Origin of the sequence: Flavobacterium sp. NG2 (genome assembly GCF_034119845.1) — a bacterium.
Lineage (GTDB): Bacteria > Bacteroidota > Bacteroidia > Flavobacteriales > Flavobacteriaceae > Flavobacterium.
This window is the reverse complement of the sequence record NZ_CP139420.1, coordinates 4,054,633-4,075,043: the sequence shown is the minus strand read 5'-3', so window position 1 is coordinate 4,075,043 and position 20,411 is coordinate 4,054,633. Positions and strand designations below refer to the sequence as shown.

Sequence of the window (20,411 nt, the reverse complement as noted above, 5' to 3'; positions counted from 1 at the left end):
GCAAAATATAAAATTTAACACGATTATTAATCAATAATAAAAAATGAATAAACAAGAATTTATCGAATTGCAAAAGAAATTTGGTCAAGATACTAGAAAAAGAAAATATTTGAGAATCTTCAATTTTTTTACAACTCTAATTTCAGTTTTGGGAATTGCAGTTATTTCATACTATTTTATCTCAACTATATTTACTAATAATGATTCTCAAAAAATCGAAATCGAAAAGCAAAATGTTGAGCTTAAAAAACGAATAAATGAATTAGAAAATAGGTTACGAATTAAAGATACTGCAATAACAGTTTCATCTCCGAATGAATTGCGAATTAAAGAATTAGAAAATAAAATTCAAACATTAAGCGATATCATAATTGAAAACCCCGAAAAATCTTTAACAATACCACTTATAAATAAAGATATTGAAAATATAAAAAAAGAAAATACTTTACAAATTGAAATGATAAAAGATAAAGTTGAAACTGTTATTGATTTAAATAAATGGATATTAGGTTTGATTTTTTCTCTACTTATAACAATTGTAATTTCAAACTTGTCAAAAAGTAAACAAAAAAACAACGTTGAAGAATAGAACTACCACCAACACACGTAACCGTTGCACAACACCCACAAAAATTTAGCATTTAAAAATCAAACCTAAAAACAAGCTCGTTTAAGCTCCCAAAACTTCTAAAGAAAACACCATTTGATTACGAGGAATTTCACTGATATACTACATATTTAAACACACAACTTTTCTTGCTAACGATAAAAGTATTTACTTATATTAGATTGAAATAAATGCCAGTTTTTTCACAGGCTGACATAAGCAGTAATTATTCGGCTTATATGAAATTTAGAAAATATTTTTGTTTAAATTAGCTTTATGAGAATTATTGATAAAAATATAGATAGCTTAAAAAAACTTTGTTTAATACACAACGTGGAAAAACTATATCTTTTTGGTTCTTCTTTAAATTCAAGTTTTAACGAAAAAAGCGATGTAGATTTATTAGTTAAGTTTAAGCAAATTGAACTTTCAAAATATTTTGATAATTACATAGATTTCAAAGAAAAACTAGAGTCTTTATTTGGTCGTGAAGTTGACCTACTCGAAGAACAGACTTTAAAAAATCCAATCTTAATTAAATCAATCGACAAATCAAAAGAATTAATTTATGGATGAAAGGATTCTTAAATGGTTATTTGATGTAAAAATGTCCATCGATGAAATTAACGAATTCTTCCCTAATGAAGAAAGTGATTTTTTCAAATACAGAAACAACTTAATGCTAAAAAGAGCTGTCGAAAGAAATCTTTAAATTATTGGTGAAGCAATTAACCGAATAATTACTCGAGACGTTTCTTATATTGAGAAAATATCAAATGCAAAAGCAATTATAGGACTCCGAAATCATGTAATTCATGCTTATGACAATATTTCTGACGAAAACATTTGGTCAGTCTTAATAAACCATTTGCCGAATTTGAAAATCGAGATTGATAATTTAATCCCAAAGGAAGAAAAATAACTGCTACCTGTCAAGTAGTCGGCTCTGCTAGAAACTAATAGACTACACCTCTTACACCACTCCCGAAATAAATTCGGGATAAACTTCAAATAATGGATTCAATTCGATATAAACATCAGTTAAAGACTGATAGACTTTCTGCCTTAGACTTTACAAAGTAATGGTTGAACCTAAAATAGGAGTTTTTGCAATTGCTCAACCGCCTTTTCGAGTGCAACTAAAAGGTAGTATGGATTAGAAATCCTTACACTCAATAAAATAAATTCACCCAGAGCAGCAACATCCGAATTAAAGATAACCTATATAGAATCTCATCACTAATAAAAAATCTAAAACATGAAAAACAAAATTCTATTTTATATCCTTTTCTTAACCTCTATGTTTTGTTTTGGACAAACACAAACTGAAATGAACAGTAATGAATACCAAAAATATTTAAAAGCCGACAAAGAGCTTAACCAAGTCTATAGTGCGATTTTAAAAGATTACAAAGAGAATCCTGTTTTTATATCAAAATTAAAGATAGCTCAAAATCTATGGATTAAATTTCGTGATGCAGAAATGAATGCTTTATTTCCTGAAATTGATAAACAATTGAATTATGGATCTGTTTTTCCCATGTGCTGGAATAGCCATTTAACAAGACTTACTGAAGAAAGAATAAAAACTTTGAAAATTTGGCTGACAGGTATTGAAGAGGGAGAAGTTTGTTTAGGTTCCGTTAGAATGAAAGAATAAAAAAACAAAAACGTCCGTTTACCTTTTAAACCCTTAAACAATTAAACCTTTAAACAATTAATCCCTCAAAACCTACCACTTAATAATCGCACTCGCCCAAGTAAATCCACTACCAAAAGCGGCTAAAACAACAGTGTCGCCTTTTTTGATTTTTCCTAGTTCCCAAGCTTCAGTCAAAGCAATAGGCACAGAGGCCGCAGTTGTATTTCCGTATTTTTGAACGTTGTTGTGTACTTGGTCGTCGGATAAACCAAATTTCTTTCGGATGTATTGCGAGATTCTCAAGTTCGCTTGGTGCGGAATCAACATATCAATATCCGAAACAGTCAAATTGTTCGCTTTTAATCCTTCATTGATTACTTCACTAAAGCGCACAACAGCATTTTTAAAGACAAATTGACCATTCATATAAGGGTAATAACTTTCGTCATCAGGGTTGTTTTCTTCAAGGATATCAGTAACCCAGCGGCCACCCATACCGGGAGCTTTTAGAATCAATTCTTCTGCATGAACACCTTCAGAGTGTAAGTGGGTCGAAAGGATACCTTTGGTTAAATCTTCTTCTCTACTCAAAACAGCAGCTCCGGCACCATCGCCAAAAATCACCGAAACACCACGTCCTCTTGTGGTCATATCCAAACCAGTAGAATGCACTTCCGAACCAATCACCAAGATGTTTTTATACATCCCTGATTTGATGTATTGATCAGCAACGGACAATGCATAAATAAATCCAGAGCATTGATTGCGAACATCCAAAGCGCCCACGGTTCGCAATCCTAAATCGCGTTGCACCAAAACACCAGGTCCTGGAAAATAGTAATCCGGGCTTAAAGTTGCAAAAACCACAAAATCAATATCTTCATTCCTAATTCCAGCGCGTTCAATAGCGATTTTCGCTGCTTTTACTCCCATTGAAGTGGTTGTGTCTTCGCCTTTGATAATATGACGGCGTTCTTGAATCCCGGTACGTTCCTGAATCCATTCGTCATTTGTATCTATAATTTTTGATAAATCATCATTAGTCACCACATTAGAAGGAACATAAAAACCTAAACCTGATATTTTCGAATGGAACATAGTTTTAAGAATAAAGTTAGTAACTCCCAAATTACTACTTTTTATGCAATATTTTAATTAAAGTTTTGGGTTTTTCTTAAATGCTGGTTTTTTTAATATAATTATGTATTGATAAAGGAACACAGATTGAAAAAATTAAAGAAATTAAAAATGGTGTGCTTCGTGCTTCCATTGTGCTCTTAGTGTTTAAAAACTTAGCGTCTTTGCGGTAAAAAAAAGGAACACAGATTAGAGAAATTAAAGAAATCAAGAAAAATCTTCGTGCATCCTTTGTGCTCATAGTGTTTAAAAACTTAGCGTCTTTGCGGTAAAAAAAGGAACACAGATTAGAGAAATTAAAGAAATCAAGAAAAATCTTCGTGAGCTTCGTGCTTCCTTTGTGCTCTTAGTGTTTAAATACCTTGCGTCTTTGCGGTAAAAAAAGGAACACAGATTACATAAATTAAAGAAATTCCAAAAATCTTCGTGTACTTCGTGCTTCCTTTGCGCCCTTAGTGTTTAAACACTTAGCGTCTTTGCGGTAAAAAAGGAATACAGATTAGAGAAATTAAAGAAATCAAGAAAAATCTTCGTGAGCTTCGTGCTTCCATTGTGCTCTTAGTGTTTAATTACCTTTGCAGTTAAAAAAAAACTAAGCAATCATCAGTCGTACCTCTTCATTTACAGGCAAGGCGGTTTCATGCTCAAAAAAGATAACTCGTCTGTTGAATACCGCTTTTATTAAATAATAACTTCCTTTGAAATAGGATTGTTTAACAACCACTTGCATCAAGCCATTTTCAACAAGTTTAAGCTGATGTGGATACAATAAAACTTGTTCGTCAATACCATCAACCACCACAATATCCGATAATTGTAATTCGTTGACTTCGCCAAAAAGGGAGGCGACATATTTATTAATAGGATTCTCGTATAAACTTTGAGAATCGGCCATATCTATGATTTCGCCTTTACGTAAAACGATGGTTTCGTCAGCAAATGAAAGAGCATCAGTGCTGTCATGAGTGGCAACAATGCAAGTCACTCCTTTGGCTTTTAAATACGCAAATAAATTACGACGTAGCGCATTTTTTCTGAAGTTATCGATATGGCTAAAAGGTTCGTCAAGCAATAATATTTCGGGTTCTAAGGCCAATGCACGTGCCAAAGCAACACGTTGTTGCTGACCGCCACTTAAATATTTTGCCTTCACATTTGCATATTCTGTCATTTCGACTATTTCTAATAACTCTTGTATCCGGTCATTTTTTTTGTCAAGGTGAATATTAGAAAGGTATTTCCCAACGTTTTCTGCTACAGTGACATAGGGCATCAAGTCAAAATCTTGAGACAAGTATTTGATAAATGGCATTCCGGGTACCAAGTGAAATTTTGGGCCCAATATTTCATTTTTATTCCAAAAAATACTACCTTCATCTAAATCAAACAATCCATATATTGCTTTTAGTAAAGTGCTTTTACCACACCCACTTTCTCCAATAACGGCAATGTTTTGACCTTTTTGAATGGAAAAATGAATATTTTTTAGAACAGGTTGGTCAGAATAAGCGAATGAAATATTTTTAACTTGAAGCATTTTGAAAAGAATCTTTTTTGAGACTGCAAAGATAGATTAGTTTCATTAATAAAAAGAACTAGGATTCGCTTAACTAACATAAAAAAATTACTTTAGCGCACAAATACCATAACAAAAAATAAAGACAGATGAAATTCAAACCTTTTAATTGTTCATTTACACTACTACTGCTACTGATTCTGGGTTTTTCTCAATTGAGTTATTCTCAGTTTTTTGTAGAAACAAAAGCAGGACTTAATGCATCAATATCTCCTAAAATCTACAATTTTTCACATATAGGTTTTGGAGTAGGGTATATGCATAATAGTTTAGTCGGGGTAAAAATAGATTATGCTAAGGATGACTTTAGTAATGCTAATGGGTTTTCTAATTCCAAAAGAGCAGATGTGCAACTAATGGCGAATCTCTCAAATTTAATTTTTGACAAAAGCTATTATGATAGTTTTTTTGTTTTGGCTCATGCTGGAATGGGAATGTCTTCACTACAACCTTCTTCGGCAAATGTGTCAGATACGAATATCAATTTTATGATGGGGATTACGCCCAAATATAAAATCATAGATGGACTTGATCTAATTGTGGATGCTTCTTTAGTAATGAATACCAATCAAAACTATAATTTTGATGGGAGTCCTACCTACCAAGACTTAGCGGTTCCTCAAGTAGGATATCTTTTTAATTTGAGTGTTGGATTGATGTATCGTTTTATAGAATACTAAAGTTCTTAAATCAAAAAAAAAAAGGGTTTTCAGCATAACTGAAAACCCTTTTTCTATTTATTAAGAACGATGTTTTATTTTCCTTCCTCTTTTTGTGCGTCTTGTATCATTTTTTCATTTGCAGTAATAGCAAACTCAACACGACGGTTTTTACTTCTACCTTCTACAGTTTCATTTGAAGCAATAGGATCAGCAATTCCTAAACCAGTTACTTTAAATCTTGAAGAAGACAATCCTTTAGCTACTAAATAGCTTTTTACAGAAGACGCTCTTTCACCAGAAAGTTTCAAGTTATAATCAGCAGAACCTGTACTGTCAGTGTAACCAAAAATAGTGATATTAGTATCAGCGTACTCTTGGAAAACTGGGATTAATTTATCTAAGTTTGCTTTAGCAGCAGCTGTCAAAGTCGATTTATTAGTGTCAAAACGCACTGCGTTTTCGTTTAATACTAATTTAATTCCTTCACCAACTCTTTCTACTTCAGCACCTGGTAAAGCTTGGTCAATTTGTCTGGCTTGTTTATCCATTTTATTACCAATAACTCCACCTACAACTCCACCTACAGCACCACCAAGAACAGCACCTACAGCAGTATTTCCTCCTTTACCTAAGTTGTTTCCCAAAACTCCTCCAATAACCGCACCTGCAACAGCACCTATACCAGCACCTCTTTGTGTATTATTAGTATTTTTAAGAGATTCACAACTTGTAAAAAACGTTCCAATTGACATTACTAGTGCCAAAGCAATTACAGAAATCTTTTTCATATCTATGTTTTTTATTTAATTAGTTAGTTTTTTGAAATTGATACACCACATCTGTTAGTTTTCCTCCAACATTGATTTTGTCAATTAACTGGAACGAAGATTCTGTTTGATTAGCTACTTTTAAGATATAACCATTTCTCACTTTTTTAGCTTTCTCACCAGCATTTAAAACTTTCAAAACAAATTGTCCTTCTTTGTTAACAAACCAAGTAATTGGAGAACTAAAAGCAGCACAATTAGCATTTGTTAAGTCCATTGTTCCTTTATTGTTATTAGAAACAAATTTCCAAGCACTTCCTTCAAAACACTTTGAATCCGCGATTTCAAAAGAGTTTACTTTGATGTATTCAGAACCAGGATAGCTTACGGAGCTGATTACCCAGTTCCCTTTCATTGCAACTTCTGATTTTCTGTCCAATTGTGTATTGGTAACTGAACTTGTCTTGCAAGCAAACATCATTAAAGACATTGCACCTATTAAAATAATTTTTTTCATCTAGTTATCGTTTTATAGTTAAACTCAGACAAAGATACAATCCTAAGGACAATATAAGTTTCATATTTAAATTTTTTTATTTCAAAATTTTCACTACCGCCAATTTGTCACCTAGTATAGAATTGGTATTTTATTTGAAAGAATTTGAGCGATTGTAAAACCCAATTAAAATTTTTAACATATGACAACAGGAAAAATTAATGTTTCGGTAGAAAACATCTTCCCTCTTATCAAAAAGTTCCTATACAGTGATCACGAGATTTTTTTACGTGAATTAATTTCAAATGGGACAGATGCAACCTCAAAATTAAAACACCTTATCAGTATTGGCGAAGCCAGCGTAGAATATGGCAACCCAATTATTGAAGTTAAAATCGATAAAGAAGGAAAGAAACTCCACATCATTGACCAAGGGATTGGTATGACTGCTGATGAAGTGGAGAAATACATCAACCAATTGGCTTTTTCTGGAGCTGAAGAGTTCTTAGAGAAATACAAAGACTCAGCAAAAGATTCTGGAATCATTGGTCATTTTGGTCTTGGTTTTTATTCGGCTTTTATGGTGGCTTCAAAAGTAGAAATCATCACTAAATCCTATAAAGACGAACCAGCAGCACATTGGACTTGCGATGGTAGCCCAGAATTTTCATTAGAACCAGCAGACAAAACGTCACGTGGTACTGAAATCATCTTACATATTGCTGAAGATTCATTAGAATTTTTGGAAGAATTTAGAATTCGTGAACTTTTGAACAAATACAACAAGTTCATGCCTATTCCTATTAAATTTGGAACTAAAACAGAAACCTTACCTAAACCAGAAGACGCTCCAGAAGATTATGTAGCCGAAACTATCGAGGTAGATAATATCATCAACAATCCTAATCCAGCTTGGACCAAAGCGCCAGCAGAATTAACCGATGAAGATTACAAAGGTTTTTACCGCGAAATGTACCCAATGCAGTTCGAAGACCCATTATTCAACATTCACTTGAATGTAGATTATCCATTTAACTTAACGGGTATCTTGTATTTCCCTCGTTTGGGTTCCGATATGCAAATTCAAAAAGACAAAATTCAATTGTACCAAAACCAAGTATACGTTACAGATAACGTAGAAGGTATTGTGCCTGAATTCTTGACGATGTTAAAAGGAGTTATTGACTCTCCAGATATTCCATTGAACGTTTCGCGTTCTAGCTTACAAGCGGATGGTGCAGTGAAGAAAATTTCAAACTACATCACGCGTAAAGTAGCCGATAAATTGAAATCGTTGTTCAATGAAAACCGTTCCGATTTTGAGAAAAAATGGAATGATATCAAAATCGTTTTGGAATACGGAATGCTTTCTGAGGATAAGTTCTACGAAAAAGCAGGTTCATTCGTATTGTACCCAACGGTTAATGATAAATTCTATACTCTTGAAGAATTAAAAGAAGCTATCAAGGAAAAACAAACCGACAAAGACGGAAAAACGGTTGTGCTTTATGCAGGAAACAAAGAAGCACAACACTCGTATATCGAAATCGCTCAAGAAAAAGGTTACGAAGTTTTATTACTAGACTCTCCAATTATCTCGCACTTGATTCAAAAAATCGAGGGTGATAACCAAGGATTGACTTTTGTTCGTGTAGATTCTGACCATATTGATAACTTAATCAAGAAAGAAGAAAATGCAATTTCGAAGTTGTCAGAAGAAGAGCAAAACAATCTAAAATCAGTTGTTGAAACTATTGTTCCAAAACAAAAATATACCGTACAATTGCAAGCGTTAGACAGTCAATCAGCACCATTCATCATCACGCAACCAGAATTCATGCGCCGTATGAAAGAAATGAGTCAATCCGGTGGTGGCGGAATGTTCGGAATGGGTAATATGCCAGAGATGTACAATTTAGTGGTAAACACCAACTCTGAATTGGCAACCAACATCCTGAACAATACGGATAAAGCAGCTCAAGAAAGTTTGGTAAAACAAGCCCTAGACTTGGCTAAATTATCACAAAACTTATTAAAAGGAGAAGATCTAACTGCCTTTGTAAAACGTAGTTTCGAAATGATTAAATAAGTATCCAATAAACAGAATTAAGTATGAAGACCTGCTAGTGCAAACTGGCAGGTTTTTTTTATTTAGGAGCAGAACGATTTGGTTTCTATTGACTAATCCTCCCGCTATTCGTTACAATCTCTTGCATTGGCTATCGCCATACAAGAGGATTTTCACTGCTATCGGGGCTAAACTGGAACGTTTTTGTTTTCATAAGAGCTATTTGTATTTTGTAAGAATATTTTAATATATTTGAGAATTAATAATGCGTTATAAAGTAGCGAGTATAAAACGTTGTGCGTAATATTAAAAAAAGCCCTTTGGAATAAACCAAAGAGCTTAAATAAATCTTTCACTTAATTACGTTTTCTTTATTAGAAAAGAGGCTTGATTAAGCATTACGTTACAAATATAAACACTTATATTTATAAAATCAACCTTTTTAAGAAAAAATTAATGGAATATAATAAGCTTGAATACTACCTTTCTCAACCTAGATTGAACAGATTCCTACTAGCTACTGCTAATTCAAAAGTAAAGGCTCAAAAATTGTACCGTGCTAATCTAAGAGTTTCTCAATCTTTTTATCCAATATTAAATCTCTTTGAGATATTCTTAAGGAATATTTTTAATTATCAGGTATCTGCACATTTTGCAAATCCAAATTGGATAATTACAGAAAAAAATGGTTTTATGAATGACCATTCATTAACTGGATCAAGATTTTTTCTTAAAAATTCAATTCTAAGTGCTGAAAGAACCATAAGACGAAAAGGGGGATTAGTAACAGCTGGAAAAGTTGTTGCTGAACAATCTTTGGGTTTTTGGACAAGTCTATTTGATACTCATCATTATCGATTAATTGGCGGAATCGTTATACACTCATTTAGAAATAAGCCAGCAGGAGTTAATAGAAGTGCAATAAACCAAAAACTCAACAGGATAAGAGAATTCAGAAATAGAGTTTATCATAATGAACCAATTTGCTTTAATGGAAACACCATAGATTTCACATATGCGGAAAACATCAAAAATGAAATTTACGAAATATTGAATTGGATTGACGCAGATTTGACAGACTATGTTGAATATTTTGACGCAATCGACAATAAAATAAATCTTGCAAAAAACCTATTTAAATACTAGACCCTGCTCTTCGAACCGTACCTATACATTATTATAAGTGCTGCGCAAATGTCTCTGACTTTGCGCAATTTTAAAATTTTGTTATAAACGAAATCGTTAAAAAAAGTCTCCTGACTTTTACACAAAATGCTATTTTTAAGAGGTTACAAATCGATAAAGCTACAACCCAGAATCATTCACAAAATACAATCAACAAGAGTAGTCAAAAGTCAGGAGATTTTGCGAACCGATGAAAGCAACAATGGGTAACTTTTCCGTTTGCTTTATAAAAAATAAATCGCCATAAGTTTGATTCTTTAGTCGGAATTTGTATTTTCGAAACCTTAGGTGATTTAAATAATTGTTTATTGCTCAGGCAGCGAAACAATTTTGCCGTTTTCTCGATTGTTTTTTCGATAGAAATCACTTCTAAAAAAGCTGTTAAGTTTCACCAACTAGCATTAAATAAAAAGAATGAAAGAGAACATCATATATACGATTTTGAATATTCTTGCCGTATTCAATATTGTGGTGTTGTGTACTTTTCTTTTAATTAGGAAAAATAACAGCTATCCCAATTACCTTTTAGCTGTAATATTTGCGATTCCGGGCTTATACTTTTTTGATAATATTTTGATTAATACAGGACTGATTCATTCGGCACCTTATTTTTTCTTTTTTGTCCAAATGATAGCCAATTTATTTCCAATTACGGTATATAAATACCTGCACATTTTAATTGGAAATACTAAAAAGATTAAGACCTATCTAGTTATTGCTTCTGCTGTTACAATTTTGTTTAGTATAGTACTGCTACTAGACTTCTGTTTGCTTAGCTCAACGGAGCAAACAAACTACATCAATCACTTGAGCACAGATGAGTATCCAAAAATCATGGATATGTACAATGTTGTGTTTTACATCTGCCAGATGATTTATCTGGTAGAATTATTTATCGATATTAAAAAATATCGAATTGCGGTTAAAAATAATTTATCCGCAACCGAATCAGTAAAGTTGTTGTTTGCCCGACAATTTATTTTGCTCATGGCAATACTTAACTTCTTGTTGGTAGTATTCTATATTTTGTTACCCGCTAATATTGTTGATTATGGTATTTTACCTGTAGTAATGACAGTGATATATTTGTTTGTCATTACTTTCTCTATCAAAAACAACGCTATTTTTAGCCATGAATCCTTTAATGCTCTGGTCGCTGAGAACAAAAGAATTACAGAATATACCAGTTGTAAATCGACCAATTGGATACAAGATGGCCGATGGGACAGTACCATTACTGTCTTGGAAGAATTGATAAAAACCGACAAAGTGTTCAAAGACAACAAACTTAATTTGACGGCACTTTCAGACATGGTGGAAGAACAACCATATATAGTTTCTCAAATTTTGAATCAACATTTTAAAAAATCTTTTTTTGATTTTATAAATGAAGCACGCGTCGATGAAGCCATCATCATGTTGAAAACCTTCGATTCAAAAGTGGACACAATCGAGAATATTGCCTCCGAAGTTGGGTTCAATAGTAGAGCCTCTTTTTATAGGTCTTTTAAAAAAGTAACAGGAAAAAATCCAACCGACTTTGTCTTACTATCTTAATTGATTGATGCACAGTGTTATAATTTTGCCTCATGTTCTAAGATGAGACAAGTTTTCTAGAAAATGCTAACACATATCCTATAATTTTGTAAAAAGTAGATGATTAAAAAATCAATCTATTTTTTATGATACTAGATTATAGTATGTATTTAAGTTACATTTTTTGAAAACAAACCACTATGAAACAACTTTTACTATTAGGAAGTATTTTACTGATTGCTCTAACTGGGAAAGCGCAAATTATAAATCATCCCGAATCATTTGATGGGTATGGATGGGGCAAAAAAAGCAATAGTTCTATTGTTTTGTCTGCTGGAAAATATTCAGAATCCTATATCATCAATTATGATTTAAGCAATGGTAGTTTGACCTATCTAAACGATAGCAATAATCAGCGATTAAACAACTTTGTTATGATTGGTGATACAGGCTTTGCAACTACTGGTACAGGAAGTTATCAGTACACTACCAATAATTGGCAAAGTTTTACCCAAAGTGCCATTCCGTTTGATAAAATTATAACGACTAATTCTGGTTTTTTTGCAAGAAAAAAAATATCAACATCGACAGGCGAATACTATCATTCTCCAGATGGTAATACTTGGTCATTGGTTAAAACCACAATTTATGGCCCTATCAGTTATAAAGATGGAAAAACGTGGATTGTAGCCAAACCTAGTGATTTTGATGTTAGTACAGACGGCGGACTCACTTTTACCAATAAAAAACCTGTTGGAGCTTCTTCATCAAATTTAAGTGAGTTTGTTCCTTTAGATGGGTTAACTGGGATAGGGATAGTGTCTGCAAGTAGTTGGTTTTATACCACTAACGGAGGAGATAGTTGGACTGCCTTTAGCAGTTTTCCTACCAATGCTACTTTTGTGTATGCCCCAAATATAAATACCATTTATGCGAACTTTACAACTACAGGTTTGAAGGTTAGTGTAGATAAAGGACTTACATGGCAAGCCTCAACGATTCCGATGCCAAAAAACACTCCCGCAAGACTACATGAAGTTGGGAATTACTTAGTAAGCCAAATTAGCTGGAACGGTCAATTTGCAACCTATTTCTCAGAAGGCATAGGCTTGCCTTGGACCCAATTGCAACAACGTGTTACCAGGACGAGTTATAATGATGTTTCCTTTTATAATAACAAAGGGATAATTGTTGGGAATAGTGGTAATTATAGCTACACACATGACAGAGGCAAAACCTACACCCCATCTACAACTGCTCTGGGAACCCAAGATTTAAAAGCCTGTGAAGTTTTTAATGAAACATTAATGGTAGTAGGAGACAGGCAAAGCAATATATACGTTTCGAATGATGCAGGATTAACTTGGAATAAAAGGTATTCAAATGGGGTAAACTGGATATCAAGAAAATTTAGAGCATCTGCGGATTTATCAACGATAGTACTGTTTCGAAATGGACAAAATCTAATTTCAAAAGATCAAGGTGTAAGCTGGAACATACTAGGAAGTCTAGGAGGTTCATTTGATGGTACGGTGACAGCTTCTGGAAAATTGTTAATTGTTTCTGGAGCCAATATATTGGAAATGAATAAAACAAATGGAAGTACAACTACCGTTCAAACAATTACAGAGCCCAATATACAAGGGGTTATTTTAGAAATGGTTGATGATAATACTGGATACATAATTGCTACGAATTCCACTGATTCCACAACTTTAATTTTTAAAACGACTGATGGCTGGTCAACCTATGCTAAGGTTGGAACGATAAACTCTTTAATAACTGTCGCGCCCAACCCTAATGTACCAAGTTTTACGGTTGCACTGAATTTGTCTTTACATCTTGCAGGACCAAACAATCTATACATCAACCGTTATAACACTTCTGATGTATCTGTAAGCAACAATACGATTTACAAAAGTAGTGATGGCGGTGCTTCTTGGACAACAGAATTAATAGTGCCCTATAAACAAGGAGGGTCTACAGATAAAATGCAAGGCATGCACTATTTTTCAGCAGATACATTTGTGTCAGTATGGGAAGACGGAAGAATAGTTCAAAATACGCTTGATAACACTCCTCTAAGTGTGGCTGAGAAGAATTTTGTCAATCAGTCTGTTTTAGTATTTCCAAATCCAGCTACAACTGTAATTACTATTCAGTCAAGTGAAAACATGGAGGAAGTTCAATTAGTTGATATGAATGGAAAATTGATGCGTACACAAGATGTAAAAAGTCAGCAACATCAATTGAATATAGCGGATTTACCTTCTGGAATGTACTTTTTAAAAATAAAAACAGAACATAGAACTGAAATTAAAAAGATCCTCAAACAGGATTAGCATTGATTCAGAATTACATTAAAATCAAATTTGATAGACTTGTTAATAGTATCAAAACCACATAATTGAATTGTAACCAACGAATTAAACAACACAAAATTAAGACGAACTATGAGAAATTTAAACAAAAGTATTTTACTGTTAGTCGGGATGCTAATGGTAAATCTAACAACAGCACAAAAAGCAGAAACCCCTCAACAGACCTATGATTTAGGTGCTAAAATTAACGAAATGACACTAACTGTTGGAGGAATTTTAATTGCAGCAACCAATGATGGATTAGTGGGTATCGACCCAAAGAAAAGCACGCCTATATTTACATTCAACGACTTTGGTAAACTAAGTCCAGAAGAAACTGATTTTATACCTGCTTCCCCGTATATCGTAGTTTCACAAGGTGCGAATTCTAAATTTGCGGGAATTGCCAAAACTAAAAGGGCAGTTATAAATTATATCACAGGAAAAGTCATTTTTAATTCGGAGACTGAAAATTGGAATCAAATTTACACTTGCAATGTGGTCTTGCCACAAAATAAACTAATCATTAGCGGAATACAAAAAGAAGGTGATAAAGCTGAAAAAATGACGGCTAGAGTAGCGGTTTATGATTTAGGCGCTCAAAAATTAGATTATAAATTCTTCTTGGATAAGCCCGGAAGAGTGGGTATCGCAAAAGATTTTAGTGTCACGGGGACTCCTTTACTATTGAAAAGCATGTTGATTATACCAACGGCTCAAGGATTAATTGCTAAATCCCATAAAGGAGATGATTTATGGGAATGTAAAATTAAAGGTGTAAACTGGATGGTGGCTGATGAAACCGAAAAAGAAATCTACGGCTTTGAAACAACTTCTAACGGAAAAAATACCCGCATTCATAAAATAGGAAGTAACGGTGCCGAACTGTGGAAAGATGATAGGAAAGTTCAAGGAAATGTATCTAATTTCCAAATTTTGCCTCAAGGGATAGCAGTCGTAAGCGATAAAAGTTCAGGAGGAAGCACTAGTGTATTTGCAACAAAAGATGAATCTGAAATCGCTTTTTTAAGTGCATCATCGGGAGAAGATTTATGGGATAAAGCGCCAAAAACAAAAGGCTATGTACAACATTTTTATGTACAAGAGGATGGGATATTATTTGGGATACAACAAGGGGGAATCAACAAAATATCATTTGACGGAAAAACATTGTTTAAAAAGCCTTTAAAAACAGGGGAGAACATAATGGTTATGGCCGAATCACCTCAAGGTTTAATTTATATCACTAGTGAAGATGCTAATATTGTAAACTTAAAAACAGGTGATCAGGTATGGAAAAAACCATTAAAATATAAAAATTCAGCTGCAGTAGCCTCTACGTTTGACAGTGCAAAAAACAGATATCTGATTGCAGCCGATGGAGAAGTTTTTGCTATTGATGCTAAATCTGGGGACGTAAGTGATTTTGCAAAAGTAAAATTTGATGAAAAAGAAGTAGCCAATAGTATGGAAATCCGAAATGGTAATATATTTTTAAGTTCTTCTCAAAATGTGGCTATGTTAGATGCACAAGGAAAAGATAAGTTTCATGAGTATTATAAATCGCCAGGACAAAGTGGTTTTATAAAAGTGCTTTCGGGAATAGCTGCTGTAGCTGCAACTGGATTGGCAGCGGCTCATGCAGCCAAAGCTGGGGCGAATAGAACAAGCTCATACGGTAGTGCTAATGACTTAAGCAATTATAACGACTATGGTAAAGAAAACAAACGGGCTGCCGATATGTTTGCTTCTATAGGAAGTACTGCTTTTGAGGTAATGTCAAAACGTTTTAAAGCCACAGCAGCCACAGAAAATGCCCAGTTTATATTAACAAAATTGGATAGCGGTGTGGGCTTAGTGAAAGTGAATAAAGATACTGGTAAAGCTGATAAAGAAATACTTCTTAAAGACAAAAAGCCAGAGTATCAGGTAGATGAAATTGCGGGTGTTTTATATTATAAAGCAAACGACAAAACGATTTACGCTTATAACTTATAAAATTTAATCTCGTTGTTTAAATTTGTGTGGTGAGAGGCTGTCGAAAAGAAATTTTCGTCAGTCTCTTTTTTTATGCTATTTTCTTAGAATAAATCTTTTTGCACTTCGAATTGAAGCTAACATGATTATGTGTGCTACGTAAATGTTACTTATTTTGGGAAGCGGGGAATAGTAAGAAACCACACAAAAGAATTGACTTCGTCGAATTGCATTTCGTGCGGTAGGGGCTGCGTTTAAACAGTATTGTGTTTTTGATATATTGTTATATACCGTTTTCTTTTTTCCAATCGGTTTTCAAATATTTCAAAGCATCTTCCAGAGCTTTTCTTGAAGGTTTAGGGTTAAAATCTAATTCTTTTTTTGATTTGCTAATATCATAATCTTGTTTTAAACCATAAAACATATCTAAGTAGTGTCTTTGTAATAAAGGTTCTTTACCAGTAAGTTTACTGCTAAACTCCATTAAACCAGCTACTGAGTACAATAACCATTTTGGTGCTTTTTTAGGTGTTTTTATTTTTAGTTCAGGATATAATTCAGATGCTATTTTTACTGTTTCTTGTAACGTAGTGTGTTGCTCGTTTGATAAAATATAACGTTCTCCATTTCTACCTTTTCGCATAGCATTATACATACCAGAAGCTACATCTTTGACATCAATCCAATTTAAAGTGACGTTAGTATCTACTGGTATTTCACCATTTAAAACTTGTAATACAAGGTTGTTAGTATAACTTAATTTATAGGCTTTAGAGCCAATCATAGCAGAAGGTAAAACAAGAATAGTTCTGATTCCATACTTTTTTCCCAATTCTAATGCTAGTTTATCAGAATCATTTTTAGAGTTGTAATACCAATTTTTTCGGTCTCTGTTATATCCATTGTCCACATTAGCGGGTAATTTTGTAAAATCCAAACTAGCAACTGAACTTACATAAACGATATTTTTGATGCCACATTCTTTAGCAATGTCAAAAACATTTTGAGTTCCTTGCATATTATTATCATAAATTTCAGTTTTAGGATTTTTAGCCCACATACTAAAATTTGCAGCTACAGCATATAAGTTTGTAACTCCTTGAAATGCTTTTTTAAGAGATTCTCTGTCGGTAATATCAGCTTGAACAATTTCACAGTCTAATGCTTTAAAAGGTTCAGTGTTATTAATGTCTCTTACAGTTGTTCTTACTTTTTGGTTATTGGAAAGTAAAAGTCTAATTAGGTTGTTCCCTAAATGTCCATTTCCGCCAGTCACTAATGAAATTTCGTTGCTCATAATTTTAAATTTTATTTGAGCAAATTTCGATAGCTTTTAAGAGCTTAGAAATAACATTTGTTAGAAAGCGATTTGTTTTCTGATACGACTTAAAGATTGGGGTTCCATTCCTAAAAAAGAAGCGATATTGTCAATAGATACATTCAAAGCTAATTTTGGATACTGATTTACAAATTTTAGATAACGTTCTTTTGCAGTTAATATTTGAAAATCTTTAACACGTTCTAATTTGCAACTTAAATGTTCGTTGGTTACTTCTTTGACAAATATTGCCCAAAACTTTGTTTCTTTTTGTAAAATATCAAAATCAGGTTTTGATATTTTTAGAACTCTCGACTCTGTGATAGTTTCATAATAATCTAATGATGGTGTTTCTGTCATAAAACTATCTAGAGATGTGAAAAAATCTTGTTCTGATACAAGATGTTGTACGACAATCTTTCCGTCAATATTTTGATATCCTTTTACAATTCCTGTATCTAAGAAATAAATATATCGTTCCACTTTTCCTGCTTCTAAAAGATTAGTTTGAGCTGGAACTTCTTCTGAAACGAAATGATTTTTGATCAAATCAATATCGTTTTGAGTTAAAGCAATTTTTGATTGGATGTAATTAATTAGATTTTTCATTGTTGTGTGTTAATGCTATATAACGTCAGTCTGTGAAAAAACTAACATTTATTTCAATCAAATATAAGTAAATAATTTTATTGTTGGCAAGAAAAGGTGTATGTTTAATATACAGCATATTTCTGGAGTTCCTCGCAATTAGATGGTGTTTTTTTTCAAATTTTTGGGGTTAGAAGATACTATTTTGCGTTGCTTTGCAAAATCTCCTGACTTTGCGAAATTTTAAAAATCGTCTGCACTAGTTGCAAATGGTATGTGATTTCTCCTTCGTCGAAATGACATAAAATGCGTTTAACTTTATGATATTTTTCGTTTGCTAGCGTTGGAAACACCAAGTTTCAAGCCTTGTATCCCCAATTTTGTCTTCCCGACGATAGGAGGGAACTCCGTAAGTAACTCTACAAAGGTTGTCTATGATTTGTTCCTTTTTATGGGTTTTGAAAATATTTTTTGCAAAAGTCAGGAGACTTTTTGAACGTTTTCGTTTATAACAACTTATTAAAATTGCGCAAAGTCAAAGACATTTGCGCAGCAGTTAGAACAAAGTTTTGTACTCTTCGTAGAGCGGAATCATGCTCTTATAGTTGTCGGTAATAATGAATTACTGCACCAGAGGCGAATATTTTGATGTTTAACAATTTAAAAACCGTTCTTTCTTTTATTTTGTCAAAAAGTGGTAACCCGTTACCAATGACAACTGGATGAATACACAATTGGTATTCGTCAATCAAATTAAGATTTGTCAACTGCAAAATCAAACTTCGGCTACCAATTAAAATAGGGCCTCCAGACTGTTGCTTTAATTCTGAAATCACTTGTTCAATAGTTTGGTTGGCTAAGCTTGCGCTTTCCCAATCTACATTTTTCATGGTGGTTGAAAATACAATTTTGTGAATATTATCAATAGCTTGCGCAAATTCAACCATAGCTTTTTCTCCCGAAGGCTTTTCGATATAGGCCTGCCAAAATTTCATTAGTTCAAATGTAGTTCTTCCGTATAAAATTACATCGGCTTGATTTAACAAATCAGTGTAATGCTGGTGCATTTCGGCATCTGGTATGCCAGCAGTATGGTCGCAAAAGCCGTCAATAGTGAGGTTTAGTGCTGCTATAATTTTTCTCATACTTTTTACTTTTTAAGGCTTTACGAACTAACAGAAGACTAGAATGTTTCCATTGAAAAACACGAAAATTTAAGAATATCTTAAAAAACTGCGCAACATTTTAGAAATTTTCAAAGTGGCTATATTAAGATTAGGTATACTTCGGGGAGTGGTAAACACATCAAGTTTAAGCCTCTTAATCTTATCTTCCCTATAAAGTTATTTGTTTCACTAAGATACATTAAGAAAAAACACAAAGATTCACCAAGTTTCAAGCCTTGTAACCCCAATTTTGTCTTCGTTGTAAATTTATTTGTTTCACAAAGATACACTAAGAAAAAACACAAAGATTCACCAAATTTCAAGTCTCGTAACCCCAATTTTGTCTTCCCGACGATAGGAGGGAACTCCGTAAGTAACTCTACAAAGGTTGTCTATGATTTGTTCCTTTTTATGGATTTTGAAAATATTTTTTGCAAAAGTCAGGAGACTTTGGGGCGATTTCGTTTTTTATAAACAAAAAAAATTGCGCAAAGTCAGAGACATTTGCGCAGCAGTTAGAATAATGTTTTGTACTCTTCGGAGACCGGGGAGCAGGGGAGCGCGGGTAGTACTAATATAGTTCTGGTTCTTTCCATTTTATTTTCTTCTGTATTTCTTCAAAACTAAAGTTTCCAATTTGCAAAATCTCTCCATTCTGGTTTATAAAACCGTGTTTTTTACATTCAATAGAATAATGGTGGCAATCTTCTTCTTTTGCGTGTTCTTCCCAAGGAATTTTATCACAGTTTTCTCCAATAATAGCCTTTCCTTTATGAAAAGTAGTTGCAATTTCAAATTGAGGTTTTATTATAATTTTTCCGTTATTGTCAGCAAAGCCAATTTTATCATTTTCATCAACAATTCGTATTTTATTTTCAATCAAATTATCTGGATTAATTTCATCACCTTGATTGTAAACTTTAAATAAAATCTCTTCGTTTATATCAATTGCTGACCAGCCACTTTTACCTTTTATGCCGAAAATAGCAAAACTTTGGTAGCCATTTCCATTGAATGACATATAATATTTAGCACTATCAAGTTTTTTTATAGCCTCTCCTTTTTCATCAACTATGTAATAAATCGATTTCCAATTGTCAGTATCTTCAACTTTTATTCTAAATTTCTTTTGTCCAATAGCATTTGAAAAGAATGTTAGAAGTATTAATAAAAAGGTGTATTTCATTTTATTTATTTTTTGAATTTCCGATTTTTTTTGTCGTATTATTACCAACTAGTATATAGCTTTGACGAGTCAGACTTTATTTAAACTCAAATATATTCTTTTTTTCTTACAACGGAGTAAAAGAAAATAGTATTTGTAAG

The 20,411-nt window shown here is 33.0% G+C and carries 19 protein-coding genes; 11 read left to right on the top strand and 8 right to left on the bottom strand.

Annotated features, from left to right (window positions below):
• Window positions 1-43 precede the first annotated feature (43 nt).
• The 5 genes from SLW70_RS16305 to SLW70_RS16285 all read left to right on the top strand — a co-directional run bounded on the left by SLW70_RS16305 (window position 44) and on the right by SLW70_RS16285 (window position 2,267).
• Window positions 44-589: a hypothetical protein gene (locus tag SLW70_RS16305; protein ID WP_320889727.1), complete on the top strand. Its 546-nt coding sequence runs from the start codon at window positions 44-46 to the stop codon at window positions 587-589.
• A 294-nt stretch (window positions 590-883) separates the two neighbouring features.
• Window positions 884-1,183 carry a nucleotidyltransferase domain-containing protein gene (locus SLW70_RS16300; protein ID WP_320889726.1) on the top strand — a complete coding sequence of 100 codons (300 nt, stop codon included), beginning with the start codon at window positions 884-886 and terminating at the stop codon, window positions 1,181-1,183.
• Window positions 1,176-1,319, top strand: coding sequence for a hypothetical protein (locus tag SLW70_RS16295; RefSeq protein ID WP_320889725.1), 144 nt, complete (start codon window positions 1,176-1,178; stop codon window positions 1,317-1,319). Before SLW70_RS16300 ends, SLW70_RS16295 begins: the two co-directional genes overlap by 8 nt.
• Window positions 1,320-1,529 carry a DUF86 domain-containing protein gene (locus SLW70_RS16290; protein WP_320891811.1) on the top strand — a complete coding sequence of 70 codons (210 nt, stop codon included), beginning with the start codon at window positions 1,320-1,322 and terminating at the stop codon, window positions 1,527-1,529.
• Window positions 1,530-1,865: 336 nt separating this feature from the next.
• The gene (locus SLW70_RS16285) at window positions 1,866-2,267 is read left to right on the top strand and encodes a lysozyme inhibitor LprI family protein (protein ID WP_320889724.1); all 402 of its coding nucleotides are present in this window, start codon (window positions 1,866-1,868) and stop codon (window positions 2,265-2,267) included.
• 72 nt (window positions 2,268-2,339) lie between these two features.
• Here SLW70_RS16285 and SLW70_RS16280 read toward each other — a convergent pair whose 3' ends face one another.
• Window positions 2,340-3,347, bottom strand: coding sequence for a beta-ketoacyl-ACP synthase III (locus SLW70_RS16280; RefSeq protein ID WP_320889723.1), 1,008 nt, complete (start codon window positions 3,345-3,347; stop codon window positions 2,340-2,342).
• A gap of 631 nt (window positions 3,348-3,978) precedes the next feature.
• Entirely contained in the window at window positions 3,979-4,923 is a 945-nt protein-coding gene (locus SLW70_RS16275) for an ABC transporter ATP-binding protein (protein ID WP_320889722.1), read from the bottom strand.
• 128 nt (window positions 4,924-5,051) lie between these two features.
• Between SLW70_RS16275 and SLW70_RS16270 the strand changes: the two genes are divergently transcribed.
• Complete coding sequence (locus tag SLW70_RS16270) at window positions 5,052-5,642, top strand: hypothetical protein (RefSeq protein WP_320889721.1); 591 nt, start codon at window positions 5,052-5,054, stop codon at window positions 5,640-5,642.
• Window positions 5,643-5,716: 74 nt separating this feature from the next.
• On the opposite strand, the gene SLW70_RS16265 is transcribed toward SLW70_RS16270, so the two are convergent.
• Together SLW70_RS16265 and SLW70_RS16260 are read right to left on the bottom strand one after the other, a co-directional pair.
• Window positions 5,717-6,412, bottom strand: coding sequence for an OmpA family protein (locus SLW70_RS16265; protein WP_320889720.1), 696 nt, complete (start codon window positions 6,410-6,412; stop codon window positions 5,717-5,719).
• A gap of 19 nt (window positions 6,413-6,431) precedes the next feature.
• Complete coding sequence (locus SLW70_RS16260; RefSeq protein ID WP_320889719.1) at window positions 6,432-6,908, bottom strand: lipocalin family protein; 477 nt, start codon at window positions 6,906-6,908, stop codon at window positions 6,432-6,434.
• A 181-nt stretch (window positions 6,909-7,089) separates the two neighbouring features.
• Between SLW70_RS16260 and htpG the strand changes: the two genes are divergently transcribed.
• The 5 genes from htpG (at window position 7,090) to SLW70_RS16235 (ending at window position 16,034) form a co-directional block, all read left to right on the top strand.
• Window positions 7,090-8,976, top strand: coding sequence for a molecular chaperone HtpG (gene htpG / locus SLW70_RS16255; RefSeq protein ID WP_320889718.1), 1,887 nt, complete (start codon window positions 7,090-7,092; stop codon window positions 8,974-8,976).
• Between the two features lie 477 nt (window positions 8,977-9,453).
• Window positions 9,454-10,101, top strand: coding sequence for a hypothetical protein (locus tag SLW70_RS16250; protein WP_320889717.1), 648 nt, complete (start codon window positions 9,454-9,456; stop codon window positions 10,099-10,101).
• A gap of 453 nt (window positions 10,102-10,554) precedes the next feature.
• Window positions 10,555-11,697: a helix-turn-helix domain-containing protein gene (locus SLW70_RS16245; protein ID WP_320889716.1), complete on the top strand. Its 1,143-nt coding sequence runs from the start codon at window positions 10,555-10,557 to the stop codon at window positions 11,695-11,697.
• A 179-nt stretch (window positions 11,698-11,876) separates the two neighbouring features.
• Window positions 11,877-14,018, top strand: coding sequence for a T9SS type A sorting domain-containing protein (locus SLW70_RS16240; RefSeq protein WP_320889715.1), 2,142 nt, complete (start codon window positions 11,877-11,879; stop codon window positions 14,016-14,018).
• A gap of 111 nt (window positions 14,019-14,129) precedes the next feature.
• A complete protein-coding gene (locus SLW70_RS16235) occupies window positions 14,130-16,034 on the top strand; it encodes a PQQ-binding-like beta-propeller repeat protein (RefSeq protein ID WP_320889714.1) in 1,905 nt (634 codons plus the stop codon).
• A gap of 262 nt (window positions 16,035-16,296) precedes the next feature.
• Here the strand turns inward: SLW70_RS16235 and SLW70_RS16230 are convergent, their stop codons facing one another.
• The 4 genes from SLW70_RS16230 to SLW70_RS16215 all read right to left on the bottom strand — a co-directional run bounded on the left by SLW70_RS16230 (window position 16,297) and on the right by SLW70_RS16215 (window position 20,271).
• Window positions 16,297-17,310 (bottom strand): NAD-dependent epimerase/dehydratase family protein, encoded by a 1,014-nt coding sequence (locus tag SLW70_RS16230; protein WP_320889713.1) that lies wholly within the window; start codon window positions 17,308-17,310, stop codon window positions 16,297-16,299.
• 60 nt (window positions 17,311-17,370) lie between these two features.
• Window positions 17,371-17,940 (bottom strand): Crp/Fnr family transcriptional regulator, encoded by a 570-nt coding sequence (locus SLW70_RS16225; protein ID WP_320889712.1) that lies wholly within the window; start codon window positions 17,938-17,940, stop codon window positions 17,371-17,373.
• 578 nt (window positions 17,941-18,518) lie between these two features.
• Window positions 18,519-19,064 (bottom strand): dihydrofolate reductase family protein, encoded by a 546-nt coding sequence (locus SLW70_RS16220; protein ID WP_320889711.1) that lies wholly within the window; start codon window positions 19,062-19,064, stop codon window positions 18,519-18,521.
• A gap of 592 nt (window positions 19,065-19,656) precedes the next feature.
• Window positions 19,657-20,271 carry a WG repeat-containing protein gene (locus tag SLW70_RS16215; protein WP_320889710.1) on the bottom strand — a complete coding sequence of 205 codons (615 nt, stop codon included), beginning with the start codon at window positions 20,269-20,271 and terminating at the stop codon, window positions 19,657-19,659.
• Window positions 20,272-20,411 lie beyond the last annotated feature (140 nt).

Excerpts from the sequence above, each read along its gene's own strand:
- SLW70_RS16305 (WP_320889727.1), top strand. The coding sequence starts at position 44 with ATGAATAAACAAGAATTTATCGAATTGCAAAAGAAATTTGGTCAAGAT.
- SLW70_RS16300 (WP_320889726.1), top strand. The coding sequence starts at position 884 with ATGAGAATTATTGATAAAAATATAGATAGCTTAAAAAAACTTTGTTTA.
- SLW70_RS16295 (WP_320889725.1), top strand. The coding sequence starts at position 1,176 with ATGGATGAAAGGATTCTTAAATGGTTATTTGATGTAAAAATGTCCATC.
- SLW70_RS16285 (WP_320889724.1), top strand. The coding sequence starts at position 1,866 with ATGAAAAACAAAATTCTATTTTATATCCTTTTCTTAACCTCTATGTTT.
- SLW70_RS16280 (WP_320889723.1), bottom strand. The coding sequence starts at position 3,347 with ATGTTCCATTCGAAAATATCAGGTTTAGGTTTTTATGTTCCTTCTAAT.
- SLW70_RS16275 (WP_320889722.1), bottom strand. The coding sequence starts at position 4,923 with ATGCTTCAAGTTAAAAATATTTCATTCGCTTATTCTGACCAACCTGTT.
- SLW70_RS16270 (WP_320889721.1), top strand. The coding sequence starts at position 5,052 with ATGAAATTCAAACCTTTTAATTGTTCATTTACACTACTACTGCTACTG.
- SLW70_RS16265 (WP_320889720.1), bottom strand. The coding sequence starts at position 6,412 with ATGAAAAAGATTTCTGTAATTGCTTTGGCACTAGTAATGTCAATTGGA.
- SLW70_RS16260 (WP_320889719.1), bottom strand. The coding sequence starts at position 6,908 with ATGAAAAAAATTATTTTAATAGGTGCAATGTCTTTAATGATGTTTGCT.
- htpG (WP_320889718.1), top strand. The coding sequence starts at position 7,090 with ATGACAACAGGAAAAATTAATGTTTCGGTAGAAAACATCTTCCCTCTT.
- SLW70_RS16245 (WP_320889716.1), top strand. The coding sequence starts at position 10,555 with ATGAAAGAGAACATCATATATACGATTTTGAATATTCTTGCCGTATTC.
- SLW70_RS16240 (WP_320889715.1), top strand. The coding sequence starts at position 11,877 with ATGAAACAACTTTTACTATTAGGAAGTATTTTACTGATTGCTCTAACT.
- SLW70_RS16235 (WP_320889714.1), top strand. The coding sequence starts at position 14,130 with ATGAGAAATTTAAACAAAAGTATTTTACTGTTAGTCGGGATGCTAATG.
- SLW70_RS16230 (WP_320889713.1), bottom strand. The coding sequence starts at position 17,310 with ATGAGCAACGAAATTTCATTAGTGACTGGCGGAAATGGACATTTAGGG.
- SLW70_RS16225 (WP_320889712.1), bottom strand. The coding sequence starts at position 17,940 with ATGAAAAATCTAATTAATTACATCCAATCAAAAATTGCTTTAACTCAA.
- SLW70_RS16220 (WP_320889711.1), bottom strand. The coding sequence starts at position 19,064 with ATGAGAAAAATTATAGCAGCACTAAACCTCACTATTGACGGCTTTTGC.
- SLW70_RS16215 (WP_320889710.1), bottom strand. The coding sequence starts at position 20,271 with ATGAAATACACCTTTTTATTAATACTTCTAACATTCTTTTCAAATGCT.